This is a genomic window from Clostridium sp. OM05-6BH, assembly GCF_003481635.1.
Taxonomy (GTDB): domain Bacteria; phylum Bacillota; class Clostridia; order Lachnospirales; family Lachnospiraceae; genus Butyribacter.
The window spans coordinates 299-16,858 of record NZ_QULH01000032.1; the positions used below are offsets into that span (position 1 = coordinate 299).

13 protein-coding genes, 6 tRNA genes and 1 pseudogene (1 of these 20 running past the window's edge) are annotated in these 16,560 nt (G+C 38.2%); 12 read left to right on the top strand and 8 right to left on the bottom strand.

The window, feature by feature from the left end:
* From DXB73_RS13905 to DXB73_RS13930, 6 genes are all read left to right on the top strand, one after another.
* Nucleotides 1-44, top strand: a tRNA-OTHER gene (locus tag DXB73_RS13905) (it extends 58 nt beyond the left edge of the window).
* A 14-nt stretch (nucleotides 45-58) separates the two neighbouring features.
* Nucleotides 59-131, top strand: a tRNA-Thr gene (locus tag DXB73_RS13910).
* A 3-nt stretch (nucleotides 132-134) separates the two neighbouring features.
* Nucleotides 135-216, top strand: a tRNA-Tyr gene (locus tag DXB73_RS13915).
* Nucleotides 217-297: 81 nt separating this feature from the next.
* Nucleotides 298-371 (top strand) — tRNA-Met (locus DXB73_RS13920).
* A gap of 30 nt (nucleotides 372-401) precedes the next feature.
* Nucleotides 402-474: transfer RNA gene (locus DXB73_RS13925), tRNA-Phe, on the top strand.
* A 21-nt stretch (nucleotides 475-495) separates the two neighbouring features.
* Nucleotides 496-568: transfer RNA gene (locus tag DXB73_RS13930), tRNA-Lys, on the top strand.
* A 961-nt stretch (nucleotides 569-1,529) separates the two neighbouring features.
* Here the strand turns inward: DXB73_RS13930 and DXB73_RS13940 are convergent.
* From DXB73_RS13940 to DXB73_RS13950, 3 genes are all read right to left on the bottom strand, one after another.
* Nucleotides 1,530-1,679, bottom strand: coding sequence for a cyclic lactone autoinducer peptide (locus DXB73_RS13940; protein ID WP_118691527.1), 150 nt, complete (start codon nucleotides 1,677-1,679; stop codon nucleotides 1,530-1,532).
* A gap of 240 nt (nucleotides 1,680-1,919) precedes the next feature.
* A complete protein-coding gene (locus tag DXB73_RS13945) occupies nucleotides 1,920-3,218 on the bottom strand; it encodes a sensor histidine kinase (RefSeq protein ID WP_118691528.1) in 1,299 nt (432 codons plus the stop codon).
* A 240-nt stretch (nucleotides 3,219-3,458) separates the two neighbouring features.
* Nucleotides 3,459-4,172 carry a LytTR family DNA-binding domain-containing protein gene (locus DXB73_RS13950; protein ID WP_118691529.1) on the bottom strand — a complete coding sequence of 238 codons (714 nt, stop codon included), beginning with the start codon at nucleotides 4,170-4,172 and terminating at the stop codon, nucleotides 3,459-3,461.
* 459 nt (nucleotides 4,173-4,631) lie between these two features.
* Here DXB73_RS13950 and DXB73_RS13955 point away from each other — a divergent pair, with 459 nt between their 5' ends.
* Entirely contained in the window at nucleotides 4,632-5,069 is a 438-nt protein-coding gene (locus DXB73_RS13955) for a GatB/YqeY domain-containing protein (protein ID WP_022024287.1), read from the top strand.
* A 155-nt stretch (nucleotides 5,070-5,224) separates the two neighbouring features.
* Here DXB73_RS13955 and DXB73_RS13960 read toward each other — a convergent pair whose 3' ends face one another.
* Complete coding sequence (locus DXB73_RS13960) at nucleotides 5,225-5,827, bottom strand: helix-turn-helix domain-containing protein (RefSeq protein WP_207665567.1); 603 nt, start codon at nucleotides 5,825-5,827, stop codon at nucleotides 5,225-5,227.
* Nucleotides 5,828-6,163: 336 nt separating this feature from the next.
* On the opposite strand from DXB73_RS13960, the gene DXB73_RS13965 reads away from it, so the two are divergent.
* A complete protein-coding gene (locus tag DXB73_RS13965; protein WP_118691531.1) occupies nucleotides 6,164-7,195 on the top strand; it encodes a cellulase family glycosylhydrolase in 1,032 nt (343 codons plus the stop codon).
* 17 nt (nucleotides 7,196-7,212) lie between these two features.
* Here the strand turns inward: DXB73_RS13965 and DXB73_RS13970 are convergent, their stop codons facing one another.
* The gene (locus DXB73_RS13970; RefSeq protein ID WP_118691532.1) at nucleotides 7,213-8,151 is read right to left on the bottom strand and encodes a PD-(D/E)XK nuclease family transposase; all 939 of its coding nucleotides are present in this window, start codon (nucleotides 8,149-8,151) and stop codon (nucleotides 7,213-7,215) included.
* 391 nt (nucleotides 8,152-8,542) lie between these two features.
* Complete coding sequence (locus DXB73_RS13975; protein WP_118691533.1) at nucleotides 8,543-10,000, bottom strand: flagellin; 1,458 nt, start codon at nucleotides 9,998-10,000, stop codon at nucleotides 8,543-8,545.
* A gap of 499 nt (nucleotides 10,001-10,499) precedes the next feature.
* Here DXB73_RS13975 and DXB73_RS13980 point away from each other — a divergent pair, with 499 nt between their 5' ends.
* From DXB73_RS13980 to DXB73_RS13985, 3 genes are all read left to right on the top strand, one after another.
* Nucleotides 10,500-11,792, top strand: coding sequence for an ATP-binding protein (locus DXB73_RS13980; RefSeq protein ID WP_243104160.1), 1,293 nt, complete (start codon nucleotides 10,500-10,502; stop codon nucleotides 11,790-11,792).
* A 169-nt stretch (nucleotides 11,793-11,961) separates the two neighbouring features.
* The gene (locus DXB73_RS15200; RefSeq protein ID WP_347559556.1) at nucleotides 11,962-12,237 is read left to right on the top strand and encodes an AAA family ATPase; all 276 of its coding nucleotides are present in this window, start codon (nucleotides 11,962-11,964) and stop codon (nucleotides 12,235-12,237) included.
* Nucleotides 12,135-13,715, top strand: coding sequence for an AAA family ATPase (locus tag DXB73_RS13985; protein WP_347559555.1), 1,581 nt, complete (start codon nucleotides 12,135-12,137; stop codon nucleotides 13,713-13,715). Before DXB73_RS15200 ends, DXB73_RS13985 begins: the two co-directional genes overlap by 103 nt.
* A gap of 188 nt (nucleotides 13,716-13,903) precedes the next feature.
* On the opposite strand, the gene DXB73_RS15205 is transcribed toward DXB73_RS13985, so the two are convergent.
* Both DXB73_RS15205 and DXB73_RS15210 read right to left on the bottom strand, forming a co-directional pair.
* Entirely contained in the window at nucleotides 13,904-14,800 is an 897-nt protein-coding gene (locus DXB73_RS15205; RefSeq protein ID WP_347560014.1) for a flagellin, read from the bottom strand.
* Between the two features lie 195 nt (nucleotides 14,801-14,995).
* Nucleotides 14,996-15,351, bottom strand: a pseudogene (locus tag DXB73_RS15210) (flagellin); the annotation flags it as partial.
* A 339-nt stretch (nucleotides 15,352-15,690) separates the two neighbouring features.
* On the opposite strand from DXB73_RS15210, the gene DXB73_RS13995 reads away from it, so the two are divergent.
* Nucleotides 15,691-16,260 (top strand): tyrosine-type recombinase/integrase, encoded by a 570-nt coding sequence (locus tag DXB73_RS13995; RefSeq protein WP_118691534.1) that lies wholly within the window; start codon nucleotides 15,691-15,693, stop codon nucleotides 16,258-16,260.
* Nucleotides 16,261-16,560 lie beyond the last annotated feature (300 nt).

Genomic DNA, 16,560 nt, shown 5'->3' on the forward strand with positions numbered 1-16,560 from the left:
GCCTTACAAGCAGAGGGTCACAGGTTCGAGCCCTGTAGGTCCCATTATTAATAAAAATGCCGATGTGGCTCAATTGGCAGAGCAGCTGATTTGTAATCAGCAGGTTATCGGTTCGAGTCCGATCATCGGCTTATGGATGGATTCCCGAGTGGCCAAAGGGGGCAGACTGTAAATCTGTTAGCTACGCTTTCGAAGGTTCGAATCCTTCTCCATCCACTTAACCTAAGATAGTGGAACGATTTGTTCTAAGTGTAGAATGAACCGCATATAATTTATCAGAGGTTTTATAAATTATGCCGCGGGGTGGAGCAGCTAGGAAGCTCGTCGGGCTCATAACCCGAAGGTCATAGGTTCAAATCCTGTCCCCGCTACTTAGATATTGGATAGAAATATCTGATTATGCCCAGATAGCTCAGTTGGTAGAGCAGCGGACTGAAAATCCGCGTGTCACTGGTTCGATTCCGGTTCTGGGCATTCGTCTTTTATAAGACGGATGGGATACTAGCTCAGTTGGTAGAGCACTTGACTTTTAATCAAGTTGTCGGGGGTTCGAATCCCCCGTGTCTCACGTAAAAAGCTCATAGTTTATCTATGAGCTTTTTTTACTTTATAGGAAAATGCTCGTAACGTAGAGGGAAGCCAACAAGAATTGCTTTAACAATTCTTGCAAAGCAAAGCGCTGGCTTTGCTTTTTTAATAGGATTAAAGTGTCTTAAGTGTCAAAAGGCCTAAATTTCCCTGACAGGCTATTTTTCTGAATTTTTGACCATAATATCTATCAACGATGCGTCGCATCGCCTTAAAATATCCCAGCACAGCACAAAAAGCTTAAAATATCCCAGCACAAAAAGAATATCCAAAAAAGGATTTTTCACACCTCAATCTTTTAAAAAGAAAAGGGAGCTATCATAGAGAGATAGCTCCAGATGTCAAATAATATTTTGTATTCTAATTGATGAAATACATAATTAGAATTTCTTTTGTAACAATGCAAACCACTGAGCAAGTCCAACCAAAAGTATGGCTGCTAAAATTGATTTCGCAAATAATAATTGATGACTCCAATTAAAATAAAAAAGTGCACCTAATTCTGCAATGAGAATTATTATGGTATTGCGGCGATATATTATCCGTTCTTTCTTACACAAGGGTTTGTTCTTGTGCTCTATGGGGGATAATAGAACTATAGAAATGAACATTGTTATGCAAGCAATGAACATCAAGAAAGTTGATATGTGCATGTAATTTATCAGACAGAGGCTTATGATTATGCTAGAGTATGATAAAACAAAACAATAAGCTTCTTTTGATGCATGAAAGCCTCCTGCATAAATGCGTAATAGGGAATACGCTAGTTCGAACAAGATCCCCACCCATATATTTCCTAAGAGATACGACAATAATAAAATTATTGCAAAATCAGTTAGGAATAAACATACACGTCGCAATCCATATTTAATTATTTTGTCATTGGAATCATCTACCAATCCTAAGGATCGGAAATAATTCACTAAACGATCAATCATGTTTTAATCGCGGTAACGATTTAAACTCATTACTTGCTCGTCTAATTCTTCCTGGTAAAACCAACGTGAACATGATGTTGTTACGGCAAAAGCTGCAGCAAACACAGCAACGTTGCACAAGTTTTTGCTTACAAATAAAATAAGTTTTTTCATAATGACTCCTTTCAAATGTAGCGGGATGAATATATTTGGTATATCCAACCGATGATTTGCTGTTACATTTATATTATAACAGGAAAAAAGTACTACTTTTGGTATATGTCAAAAATATAAGGTTATATGTCAAAAATAAAAGGTTTGATAATCAAAATATCGAAAAAATGGTCAAATTTTGCAAAAATATCATATATTAGATAACAAAAAAAGAAGATAATAATTAGAAATGAGACTATATTATTCTTGAAGTTGAGAGTTCTTTTTTTCTGAAAAAAGGGTGATATTTACAATAAACCAATTGCCCTCGGTCGTAAAGGAACTAATCCCATCATATTTTTCCACAACTTCATTAACATTAGATAACCCATAACCGTGATTTCTGGAGTCCTTTTTTGTTGATTTAAAAGTGACCTTATCAATTTTCTTAAGAGAGCCACTAAAAGTATTTTTAATTTCGAGATACAAAGTGCTCATTTTATAAAGGATAGATACAGAAAGTTTACGCTCCGCATCGTCTTGTAATTTTTCTAGGGCTTCTATTGCGTTGCTCAGCAGATTTCCAAGGGTAATACTAATATCCAGATCACTAACAAATATGTCCGGTGGAACTGCTATAGATAACGAAAGTTTGGTGTTTAACTTTGCTGCCTTTGATAGGTAAAAATTGATTGAGCTGTCAACTGCAATATTGGTAGAGTTAATGTATTGATTACGTGGTATAACCATATTATATAAACCTAAAACATATTCACTTGCTTTATCAGGCTGCTTACAATCTAAGTAGTAAGCAACAGTTTGACAATGGTTTTTGAAATCGTGCTGCAAAGCGTTTACACGATTACTGGCTTCTTTGGTCAGAGCAATTTGCTGCATGTAGAATTCATTTTGTTGAGAAATAGCCTCTTGCTGCAGTACCTGCTGATACATCTGATTGGTCTTATCCATCATATAATAGATAAGCATATTTATAAGACATAGGATCCCCATAGCAAGCATAGTCAGATTTTCGTTTTTATTGCCAAGATTGACCAGCAGATCACACAAAACAACGCTTCCCACCAATATTATAATAAATGCAAAATAAATATGAAAAGGCATTGGCGTGGAAGAACGCATATTATAAAAGCGGTTAAGGAATATTACAAATAAAAAGTAAAGCAGTACAGAAAATGCACTACCAAGAGTATAGTTAAAAGGGATAATTGTGATTTTTTGCATTATTAAAAATACAATACCTTCGCAAAGAATGCTTAATGCCATGACAAAAACAGTCGACAAAATTTTTTTGGCTACAGATCCTCTATAAATTAGAAGACAGATTAGCATATAGCCTGCAAATGAAATAAATGTGTTAAGATTAACGCTGTTTCCAAAGGTATTGATCAGCCAGATAACAAACCACACTGTGCAAATTACTGCGCTTTTGAAGGTTTTATTTATTTTTTTCTCATGTAAAAATAAACTCAGACAGCTAACCAATATAAAGTATCCGGCAATATTGATCACGGTATCAAAAAATAAAGAGTAGTAGTTCATCTGTAGTCCTTCTTTCTGCTGTTTTCTGGTAATTACAGAAAAAAGGCGTCAATGTTTACATTGATAAAATGGTCAATTTTTGAATATGAGAAATAGAGCTTATCTGAACATTCAAAATAATGAAAATACCATTCATTTCAAGTAATTGACACCTTAGTCTGAAAGTTTACCGGGTTTGTTTGCGATTATCGTACATGGATTTCTAATATAATGCCTTTCCCTTAAAAACAGGTACAACAATTAATAATTTAATCTCAAAAAATTATGTACATCTTCTTTGCGGGAATAGCTGATCGGTATATGTACACCATCGCTCATCACAACTTCGTTTGCGCTGTATTCTACAATAAAGCTTATATTTACTATATAGGATTTATGTAATTGCACAAACAGATTTGGTGGTAATTCCTTTATTATTTTGGAAAGTTTATCATAACATAATAGATTACCATGCGTTGTTGCAATCCGGACATTTCTGCCGGAACTCTGGAAATAAACAATTTTACGGCAATCTGCAAAATGTTTTACTTTATTAAAAGTAAATGAAAAATATTTATTGGTAGTTTCGTATAGGCGTTCATACGTTTTTACTACATGTAAAATTTTATCAAAGTCAATTGGCTTTATGATAAAATCTAACGGTCGCACTTGAAATAATTGCATTGCATATTCACTCTTAGAGGAAACAAATACAACTTGTGTTGCTTGCCCTTCTGACTGTTCACGCAAAAACTGTGCAATATTTACTCCATTCACCGATTCGGAATGGAATTCAATATCAAGGAAGAGAAGATCAATGGACATGTCATTTGCTATGTATTCTTCTAATTTTTCAGCTTCATTAAACATAGTTATTCGTGGAGGAGTTGGTCTCCCCTTAAATATTCTGTTTAGAATGTCTTCCAGCTGAAAACAAAATATTTCATTATCATCGCATATAACAATATTATACATTTCTTCACCTCTTTACATAACCTAAAAGTATAAAGCAGAATGAAAATTGTTCAGTCTAAAATATACACACAATATAATTGTAAATATAAGCAGGTTATGGCTTATAGATGTCTTGATATTTGTAACTTGTACAAAATAAGGCACCATAAATAATATACAATGAATTGAAATAAATAACAATAGAATAAACAAAATAATTATAGGCAGAGGCTGCTAAGGAATATGGTTCACAAAGCTGCCAAGGAAATATGGTTCATAAGGCTTCAAAGGAATATGAGAAGGCTGCCAAGGAATATGGGAAGGTGACTTGACTTCCAACCAAAAAGGGAATATCCTTTGAAGAGGAAGTTACGCTGGATATGCATAGCTAGATTGGTGTATTGAGGCGAATGAAAGCAAAAGCTCGAAACGTTGTGTCTGGCAGACGATATGGTATTGTCAGAGAAATGGAGGATTATTATGGAGTTCAAAAAATTACAGAGTGATATGGTAGCAGCAATGAAGGCAAGAGATAAAGCACGAAAGGATACGATTTCATCTTTGATTTCTGCAGTAAAGAAACTTGCTATTGATGAAGGAAAGAGAGACGATATTCCGGAAGAATTGGTAGACCGCGCTATTATAAAAGAAGAAAAAACAGCGCAGGAACAGGTGGACAGTTGTCCGGCAGACCGTGAGGATCTGAAAGCAGAGTATCAGGCTCGACTGGATGTGATCAAGGAGTATGCTCCGAAGATGATGTCACCGGAGGAAATTGAGGAAGTGTTAAAGACACAGTTTGCAGATGTGATCGCTACTAAAAATAAAGGTCAGATCATGAAGGCTGTTATGGCTGAGTTAAAAGGAAAGGCAAACGGCAAGGATATCAATCAGATTGTCGGAAAACTGTGCCAGTAACAGTAATTATGAGATTGCATAGGCAGTGCTTGTTAAATAGGATTAAAACCAGAGATAAAGCGTGTCGGAAGCGATGCGGGTCTTGTGGTTAAAATCCACATATTTTGATCAAAACCGGAGATAAATAAGCCAGAAGCAACGGAATAGTGCTTGACTTAAAAATCTCCTTGTGTGCGGTATTTGCCTGGGGTGATGCCGTATTCTTCACGAAAACATTTTATATAATGACTGCAAGAAGCAAAGCCGAGAAATGAGCTTATGTCTGTGCAGCTGATAGAACTGTTTTTAAGCATATAACAGGATGTTTCGCATTTTTTACGGAGGATAAACCTCTGTAGCGGGCATCCTGTTTCTTTTTGAAAAAGATGGGACAGATAGTCACGGTTCAGTCCGAGAGCGTTGGCAACATCTATGCCGGATATCGATTCCGTAATATGCTTACTGATATAATCGATTCCATGGCGTACATGGTAGGAATAATTTTTGCCCTGTTTGATGGCGTGCATGGTGTTAGTGAATTCTGTGATCACATCGATCTTGATTGTTTCGAGTTGCTTTTCTGATATGGCGGAATCTATTTTGCGGATAAATAGATCGCTTAACGTGTAGGATTCTTCGGGTTCGAGACCGCTTTCAATGCAAAAACGTGTGATCATAGCAACTAAAATGACAAGATGGTATTTGCGGTTTTGCAGCGAATTATGCGAAAGAATACCCATATGTTCGCGGTTTTCAGTCAAAAGGTCTCCCTGCAGCATATCCAGGTTTCCGCTTGCAATATTGCGGTAAAAAGCAAACTCCTCTTCTATGGAAATATGAGAATAGGATTCTTCCTGCTGCTTATACAGCAGTTGGTTTAATTCTTGCTTAACGGTCATAATTAGCCCAGTCCTTTCCTAAGCATACAAAATATGCTTTTTTCATAATTACTGTTGAAATAAGAATAGGTTTTATGATATTTATCTCGGAAATATTATATCATATTACTTCAAAAATTACTATGATGAGTACAGACGATGAATGATAATTCCGGTGATGAATGCATTATCAGGAAATAATCATTGTAATTATTTTGGAAAGGAATGGTGATTACTATGAGACGATGGATTGGATTTGAGCACGGTGTGAATTTGGGTGGATGGTTGTCACAATGTGACTATAGCAAAGAAAGACTAGAGCATTTTATTGTTGAGGAAGATATTAAGCGAATTAGTGATTGGCCAGTTGATCATGTGCGCCTGCCGATAGACTATAATGTTTTGCAGGATCAGGATGGTACATTTATAGAAAGCGGCTTTGAGTATGTCAGGAAGGCTATTCATTGGTGCAGAAAATATGGTTTGAATATTATCCTCGATTTGCATAAGACGGCGGGTTATTCCTTTGATCAGGGGGAAAAGGAAGCGGGCTTCTTTGACAATAGCAAGTACCAGGAAATGTTTTACAGCCTGTGGGAGGAGATGGCTAAACGGTATGCAAAATACGGAGATCATGTTGCTTTTGAATTGTTAAATGAGGTGACTGATAAAAACACAATGGATCGCTGGAATCAGATTTCACAGGAATGTATTCGTCGGATTCGCCGGATTGCTCCAACGACGAAGATATTGATCGGCGGTTATTGGAACAATTGTGTTTTGGCAGTACGCTCACTGGCTGCACCGGCGGATGAAAATATCGTATATAATTTTCATTGCTATGAGCCGTTAATATTTACTCATCAGGGTGGATACTGGGTTGATGGAATGCCGGAAGATTTTAGGATGGCTTTGCACAAGACGGTTGATGAGATTAAGAAATTGACTAAAAAGTATTTGCCGAATAATGAAATTATGCTCGAACCGGTAAAACAGGAAGAATGTTTATTCGGCAGCAGTTTTTTTGATCAGTTCTTTGCGGATGCACTAGCAGTAGCTGAGGAAAGAAACGTGCCATTGTATTGCGGGGAATATGGGGTGATCAATCTTGCCTCAACGGAGGATACGTTACAGTGGTATCAGGCTATCAGCGAGGTGTTTGATAGGTATCATATCGGCCGCGCAGCGTGGAGCTATAAAGAAATGGATTTTGGAATTGTGGATGCACATATGGAAGATGTGCGTGAAAAGGTGATAGCGTGCCTATAGGGCATCTGACCGGTTGTTCAGGCAGAGGCAGAGGTTATAATATCTAAAACCTCGGTCTCTGTCATCTCAACAGCATCTGCAATTTGGGCAAGGGAATAGCCACTGTGATACATGTTTAAAATGATTTTTGCTGTTGTTTCGGCAATTGCTCTATCCTCAATTCCCTGTCCAAGATTGCACATAACATTCACGTCCTTTCTAAAATCGGTGTTAATCGGGATATTATATTCTGATTCCAATATCGCGAGCCTTTGTTGCTCATTTAATTGATTAGACAATAAAGCAGCGATAAGCCGATGCAGTTCATATTTTTCTTCATGTTTTGGCAGTTCTTTGGCAATCCCAATCATTACAATATTTAATAGATTCAGGTTGCCTTTCCAATTATAGGGATCTAATATTTCATCCTTTTTCAGATGAAAATGGCTCATGCAATTACAACCCATGCCCATACAGACCCAAATGCTGAATACTTGTTTAATGTCATCGTAATTGGAGTTTGTAAAGTCACGCTCCTTTTGCGAAGATATTAGTCGGCTTACATAGAAGATTGCCCTATTTAATAATGAATATGAAATAGGATCATCTTTTTGAATCTCAATATTGATAATGATTTTTGTCAATCCGGTTTTTGTCCGAACGTAAAAAACAATATCAAATCGTATCAATCCTTCATTAATATCGGCATTTTCTGTATTTAATCCCACAATTCTCTGTCCAGAATCGTCGAATTGTTCCTGATTTGTCAATCCGGGATCTACAGGAATTGTTCCAATTATGGGATCACCCTCGATATAAGCCATGACTTGTTCTGGTTTCATGTCTTTGAACTCGTCAATTACCTTTACCAAAATATGTGCCAGTATGATTTTTTGAGACAATAGGCGTTTTGCATGCGTGTCATATTGTGCCTTGTCTTTCGAAGCATTTATGGCGTTTGTAATCTCTGTATTCAAGTAACCCTCCTTATCTTATAGTGAGAATTTCAAAATTAATTTACGAATAATTTCAAAAATTCATGCAAACAGTGTTATAGTGCATGCATATTTCCATAATAAGGACGTCACTCTAATATCATTATAAAAGAGATTGTCAGTAGATTCAATGGAAAAATCATGCAAAGAGCCTTATGAATGGTTGACGATATAGCTTCATGAGAAATAACTAGCTTGGATCCGTAGAGTAGTATAAATATATAATAACATATGACAGCAATAATTGCAAGAGAAATATATAAAAACAAATATATTAATCGCAAAAAGAGGAAGCCATAACGACTTCCTCTTCCATTTTGTAATAAAAATATGTTTCTGTTTGTACGATTCGAAAACAATGCCTCTTGGTTAATTACTGAAGCAAGGACAATACACCCTGGTTTGCCTGGTTTGCCTGTGCAAGCATAGACTGACCAGCCTGCTGAAGGATGTTGTTCTTGGAATAGTTAACCATCTCTTCTGCCATATCTGTATCACGGATACGAGACTCAGCGGATGTGGTGTTCTCAACAACGTTATCCAAGTTAGAGATTGTGTGCTCTAAACGGTTCTGAACAGCACCAAGTGCGGAACGCTGATCGGAAACTTTCTGGATGGATTCCTTGATGGTATCGATTGCGTTCAGTGCGTTAGTGTCGTCTGCACCATCAACCTTAAGACCATTAACACCAAGTCCCTTAGCACTCATAGATGCAATGTTTATAGAAATCTGGTTGTTGGATGTAGCATCGGCACCAACATGAAGTTTTACTGTAAGAGGTGCTGTAAGATCTTTTAATAGGCCAATATCAGCAACATCAATGTCTGCCTTGTTTCCAACAGCATCGTATGCCTTAGGAGCATCGCTTCGAGGTTCTACTGCTGTGCCTGCTGTATCTGCCTTAACATAATTTGAAAGAGCGTTCGCAGGTATAGCATTTCCGTCCTTATCATAATATTTAGCAACAGCCTTATTAGATTTAGCAGCCGTTACACCTGTTGCAATTAATGTAGCTGACTGGCTTTGATCGTCGGTAGCACTTTGAGCCAAATTACTATCTTTTACAGTTAAAGTACCAATTAGATTATTCTCTTTATCAACGACATTAAACTTACCGTCTGTTCCACCTGTCAAGGTAAATTTTTCGGCTGCATCACCTGTTAATGATAAACCATATTTTATCTGGTCAGCGCCTTGTCCTTTTGCAAGAGTTGCTGTAGCCTTAACACCCTGATCTCTTAATGAAATTAATAATTCATTAGTTTCGTCTTGTGTTTTTTGAGATGAAGGAGCAGTCTTTTGCTCAAATTCGATAGTCATTGCTGTTGATCCATCTGTGTTAAAGGTTGCAGTAGCTGCAGTAGGAGTCTTAAAGTTTTTATAGCTATACGTATACTGTTTATCCTGACTCTTATCACCCTTCAACAAATAAGTTTCATTGAACTTGGTTGTCTCAGATACACGATCAATTTCAGTTGTCAACTGATCGATCTCGTTCTGGATAGCTGTACGGTCAGACTCAGAGTTTGTACCGTTAGCTGCCTGAACTGCCAACTCGTTCATTCTCTGAAGCATAGAGTGAACTTCGTTCAAAGCACCCTCTGCAGTCTGTACTGCGGAAATACCACCTTCTGCGTTTGTAGAAGCCTGATCCAAACCACGGATCTGCTTTCTCATTTTCTCGGAAATAGAAAGACCAGCTGCATCATCAGCTGCACGGTTGATTCTATAACCGGAAGAAAGCTTCTCAGTAGATTTAGAAAGTGAGTTAGTTGTTAAGCCCAACATTCTGTTGGAATTCATTGCTGTAATATTGTGTTGTACTATCATAGTAGTTACCTCCTTGTGTTAAATGTTCGGGGTGAATCCTTTCGCCCCAGTGGATTAGTTAATTGTTTCATGAATAATGAGAAATGGACTGTGCCGATTGTGTCAGATTTTGTATTCTGTGCTTGATTTGGCGCAGAATGGAGTTTCGCAGAAACTTTTAAGATGAACACAAGTGCTCATTATGTCATGAGTTTTCATTGATTTTGAGCTGCCTCCTCTCGTACAATAATGAAACAAAAGTTTACAAAGTGTTGCATTTTGCTCGTACGTAGCAAAAATTAAGGGCTTATTGCCGTTTGCATCGTAAGTTTACGGTGATACTTGTGAACTGTTGCTTCTTTGCAAAATAAATAGAAATTTGGGAATAATAAAGCAAATAGCAAATGGTGAAGGTGCGATTTTGTTTGATAAATGGTACATATGTTGATATAATATAGTAAAGTTATGACGATAACGTCGCTAGTTTACGGTGAAAATATAAAAAGGACGAGGTGAGACTATGATTAACGCAAGAACATATATGAAACGAGATAACTATATCGATCGGCTGATACACACCATGTGGAATGGTGAGATCAAGGTACTTACAGGAATACGTCGTTGTGGCAAGTCCGTCATTCTTTTTGAACTATTTTATGCGTATTTGCTGGCGCAGGGAGTCGAAGAAAGTCATATTATTAAGATTTCATTGGATCAGAGAAGATATAGTAAGTATCGAAATCCTATCACACTTTGTGAGTACGTGGAGTCGATTATTTGTGATAAGCCGAAAGAGCAGTATTATCTGTTTGTCGATGAAGTACAGTTCACTACAAGTGTAGTTGACGAAGAAAATGGAGGAATCCCGGTTACTATTTATGATATGTTGAACGAGCTGAAGGCATATGACAATTTGGATGTGTATGTGACAGGGAGTAATTCAAAGGGATTATCAAAGGATATTGCGACGGAATTTCGTGGACGTGCAACGCAGATTCATGTATATCCGCTTTCTTTTGCGGAGTTTTATGCAGCGGTTGGCGGTGATGAACGTAAGGCGTTGGATAGTTACATGCTATATGGTGGGATGCCGCGGCTTCTGACAATGGAGGATGAGCGGGAAAAGAAAGAATATTTGTCCACTTTATTTGATGAAGTGTACATTAAAGATATCGTGGAGCGCAATCAGATCACACGTGAAGATATACTGAACAATATTTTGGATTTTTTGGCTTCGCAGATCAGTTCATTGACAAATCCTACAAATATTGCAAATGCGTTGACGAGTATGCGTGGAGAAAAGATCCATTCGGCGTTGGTATCTAATTATATTACCCATACCAAAGACTCCTTTTTGATTTCGATGGCGAAAAGATATGACATCAAGGGTAAATCATATTTTGAGTATCCGAATAAGTATTATTATGTTGACGTTGGCTTGCGAAATGCACGGTTAAATTATCGTCAATTCGACCCGGGGCATATCATGGAAAATATCATTTATATCGAACTTTTGCGGCGCGGATATAGTGTGGATGTGGGGGTTGTGACGGACCGGACCGCTGGGAAAAATGTGCAGCGAGAGATTGATTTTGTGGTGAATGATATGGACCGAAAAATATATATTCAGTCGGCTTTTCAGATGGAGAATGATAAGAAAGTGTCATCGGAGAAAGCATCACTAATGCTGACGAAGGATTTCTTTAAGAAGATCATTGTGCGATTGGATATACCACATCATTTTTATGACGAAGACGGCATATTTCACTGTAATTTGATTGATCTGTTGCTGGGGCGGGTAGAATTATTTTAGCGGCATAATAGTCAAAACACAAAAAGATCCTGCACCATAAAACAGGTGATCTTGGGTGGATGGAAGGGGTGATTTGTCTTGTAACCTTTGGGTAATGCCGTTACAATGTAATAAATATGATATTGGGTCAAAATCATAAATAGATAACGACAGGAGAGCAGGTGGGCATATGAAAAAGACGATTAGTATAGGAATACAAGTTTTTTCTGATCTGAGGGAGCAGGATTGCTTTTTTGTAGATAAAACAAATTTTATAAAAGAATGGTGGGAAAATCGGGATGTTGTAACATTGATCACACGCCCGCGCCGCTTTGGTAAGACATTAAATATGAGTATGTTGGAATGTTTCTTTTCAAAAAATATGCCAACCGAGCAGATCTGTTTGAAGGACTTTCTATCTGGCAGGACGAGACATATCGGAAACTGCAGGGAGCGTATCCTGTGATCTTTTTGAGCTTTGCTGCTGTGAAAGCCGGAAATCTGGAGGATGCCAAAACGCAGATCAAACAGGAGATTGCAAGACTGTACTGGGAAAACAGGAATCTCATGAAAGAAGATATTTTTGGTGAGGATGAGCGTGAATTATATTACCGGACAACAGTAAAGATGGATGATGTTACGGCACAGGATTCTTTGAGAAATTTGTCTGTCTGGATGGAACGTTATTATGGTAAGAAAGTCATTATTCTTTTGGACGAATATGATACACCGATGCAGGAGGCGTATGTTCAGGGATACTGGGATGAATTTACGACTTTTGTGAGAAGCCTGTTCAATGCGACATTTAAAACGAATCCTTATTTAGAGCGTGCTATTATGACGGAAATTACCAGAGTCCGGTATCCAAAACGTGTGAAGTTTGCAGAGCAAACTTCTAATGGCTCGGTATTAACCGAGCCTATTTTCTCTGACCTGAATAACTTACGTGTCGTGACGACGACTTCTAATCTGTATGCAGATTGTTTCGGTTTTACGGAGGAGGAAGTTTTTGCTGCACTGGATGAGTATGGTATGGGAGATAAAAAGGAAGAAGTGAAACAGTGGTATGACGGTTTTACGTTTGGGGAGCACAGAGATATTTACAATCCGTGGTCTATTACAAATTATCTGGATGAACGCAAATTATATCCATACTGGGCATCCACGAGCTCCAATGGTCTTGTGAGCCGACTGATCCGGACGTCATCTGCCGATGTGAAAGAGAAGATGGAGGATCTTTTGAACGGACAGGAAATCATCGTAAATTTCGATGAGCAGATTGTGTATAATCAGTTAGATCATAACGTAAATGCGATTTGGAGTCTTTTGCTTGCCAGCGGATATCTGAAAGTGAAACAGGTCGATTATCGTGGCATTACTCGAGAGCCGTGGTATACGTTGGATATAACAAATGTTGAAACGCTCAGTATGTTTACAACAATGTTTCAGAATTGGTTTCAAAATCAAGATGCGAACTACGGTTACTTTATGAAAGCCTTGATTGCTGGTGATCTGGAGGCAATGAATTATTATATGAATAAAGTTGCTCTTGCCACATTCAGCTATTTTGACGTGGGAAGTGAACATGGAAGCGATCCGGAGCCGGAGCGTTTTTATCATGGATTTGTGCTCGGATTGATTGCAGAACATTCGGGTATCTACATGATACGATCTAACCGGGAGAGTGGATTTGGAAGGTACGATATTATGATGGTTCCGCAGGAGCGTGAGAAATATCCTGCGATCATTATTGAATTTAAGGTGTGCAGCCGGATGAGAAAGGAAACTCTGGAGGAGGCTGTTCAGTCCGCATTAGACCAAATTACAGAGAAAAATTATGACGCAGAATTGTTAGCGCAGGGAATATCAGCAGATCGGATCCGGCATTACGGATTTGCCTTTGAAGGGAAAAAAGTATTGATTGGACAAGACGAAAAGGATTGATCGCTATCTGGTGATGCCTTGTCAGTGTTCAGTGCCGGAGCGAGTAGAAGTGTCTTAATAACATGAATTGCGTTAATAGAATAATAGTCAAACAGCAAAAAGAGGAAGCCGAAACGACTTCCTCTTCCATTTTGTAATAAAAATATGTTTCTGTTTGAACGATTCGAAAACAATGAATTCTTGGTTAATTACTGAAGCAAGGACAATACACCCTGGTTTGCCTGATTAGCCTGTGCAAGCATAGACTGACCAGCCTGCTGAAGGATGTTGTTCTTGGAGTAAGCAACCATCTCTTCTGCCATGTCTGTATCACGGATACGAGACTCAGCGGATGTGGTGTTCTCAACAACGTTATCCAAGTTAGAGATTGTGTGCTCTAAGCGGTTCTGAACAGCACCAAGAGCGGAACGCTGATCGGATACTTTCTGGATGGATTCCTTGATGGTATCGATTGCGTTCAGTGCGTTAGTGTCGTCTGCACCGTCAACCTTAAGACCGTTAACGCCAAGTCCCTTAGCGCTCATAGATGCAATATTTATAGTGATCTGGTTGTTAGCTGTCGCATCAGCACCGACATGAAGTTTTACAGTAAGAGGTGCTGTGAGATCCTGTAATTCAGAGATATCAGCAACATTAATCTTTGTTTCTTTTCCCAAAGCATCATATACTTTTGGTGCATCACTGCGGACTTTAATTGTAGTATCATATTTAACATATTGTGACAAAGCATTAGCCGGAATAGAGTTACCATCTTTATCATAGTATTTTGCCTGCGCCTTAGTTGTTGTAGCAGCTGTCATGTCGGCATCTTTTGCAATGACAGTTGCGGATTGAGGGTCACTTCCGGCAGTAGGAGCTGTGGTTGCCCCTACAGTCACTGTACCAATTGTCTTATTGTCTGCATCAATGATATTAAAACTTGTTCTATCTGTGGTGTCTTGAACAACTGTAAATTTATCAGCTGCAGAACCATTTAAGGTTAACTTATAATTTGGGGCTGCAGTTCCAGTTGTATCCCAGTAAGCTTCTACTTTAACGCCTTGATCTCGTACAGCAGTCATAAATTCATTTTTTTCATCCTGCATTTTCTTGGTTGTATTAGCGGCAGCAGATCCGGCAAATTCAAATTTCAAACCTTTTGCAGTAGTTTCTGCAATTGCACCATCAACACCATTTTTAAAGTTTCCGTAGCTATACGTATACTGTTTATCCTGACTCTTATCACCCTTCAACAAATAAGTCTCATTGAACTTGGTTGTCTCAGATACACGATCAATCTCAGTTGTTAACTGATCAATCTCGTTCTGGATAGCTGTACGGTCAGACTCAGAGTTTGTACCGTTAGCAGACTGAACTGCCAACTCGTTCATTCTCTAAGCATAGAGTGAACTTCGTTCAAAGCACCCTCTGCAGTCTGTACTGCGGAAATACCATCTTCAGCGTTTGTAGAAGCCTGATCCAAACCACGGATCTGCTTTCTCATTTTTTCAGAAATAGAAAGACCTGCTGCATCATCAGCTGCGCGGTTGATTCTATAACCAGAAGAAAGCTTCTCAGTAGATTTAGCAAGTGAGTTAGTTGTTAAGCCCAACATTCTGTTGGAATTCATTGCTGTAATATTGTGTTGTACTATCATAGTAGTTACCTCCTTGTTTTGAGTTTGGGGTGAATCCGTTCGCCCCAGTGAAAATAAAAGTTAAGATATTTCCGGAAAAATCCATCATATCAGTGTCGATATCAAGAAAACGACTGTGCCGTATCGTAGATATCATGAATTTAAGTTTTAGATCGTTGCCTCCTTTCGCAAAACAGAAACCCTCGTTTACAAAATGTTGCATTACGTTTTTTGCGCCGGAAATAGCCAGCTCAAGGGTTCCGTATTTCCAGGCAAAGGATTAGAATAAAAACGTAGCAACCTCTGGAAATGCTTGCATTTCCAGGATAAATCAGCAGTACAACGGAAAGGAAAAGGGAAATGAGTACAACAAGTCCTATCAGGAAAGAAGAGGATTTGCAGCGGTTCCGAAACTACTATTTGGAAAAAGGAAAGATGAGAAATTACTTATTAATAGTGGTTGGATTGAACACAGCGCTGCGCATTGGAGATGTATTAAGTTTGCAGTGGAAAGATGTTTATGACTACAAGCGTAGAAGATTTCGAGCACATTTGCAGGTGGTAGAACAGAAAACCGGCAAAACGAATCAAATTGCACTGAATGACTGCGTTTTGCATGCATTGCGGCAATGCTACAACGGCCAAAAAGCAGACGAATATTTATTTTATAGTGCATGTCATAAAAATCAGCCGATCAGCCGCAGTCAAGCTTGGAGAATTGTGCGGCAGGCAGCAGAGGAGACAGGGGTAGACGGCAATGTCAGCTGTCATTCCTTGCGCAAAACATTTGGTTATCATGCATGGAAACAGGGCGTTCCGCCAGCAATGCTGATGATGATCTACAACCATTCATCGTATCAGATTACAAAGCGTTATTTAGGGATTATACAAGAAGAAAAAGATGATGTTTTTTACCACGTGCAATTATAAGACATCAAAACATATTCAAAAAGAAAAGAACCCTAGGCAATTAAAAGTGCAAGAATTGCTTATTGGGATAATATACAAGTGACTGTGCCGATAAAATTATTTTAATGAGATCAATATAATGTATAAAGAAGTGTTTTAGGACACAATGTGTTGTGGAATCTCAAAAAAAAAAAAATGCACAAATTTTTTTAGAAAAAGGGTTAAGTTCTCAGCAAATCAACCGATATTGTTAGTGTAATAAAAAATGCAACATTTTGTAAACAATTGTTTCTGTTTGAAGAGGAAGGAGGCAACCGCAAA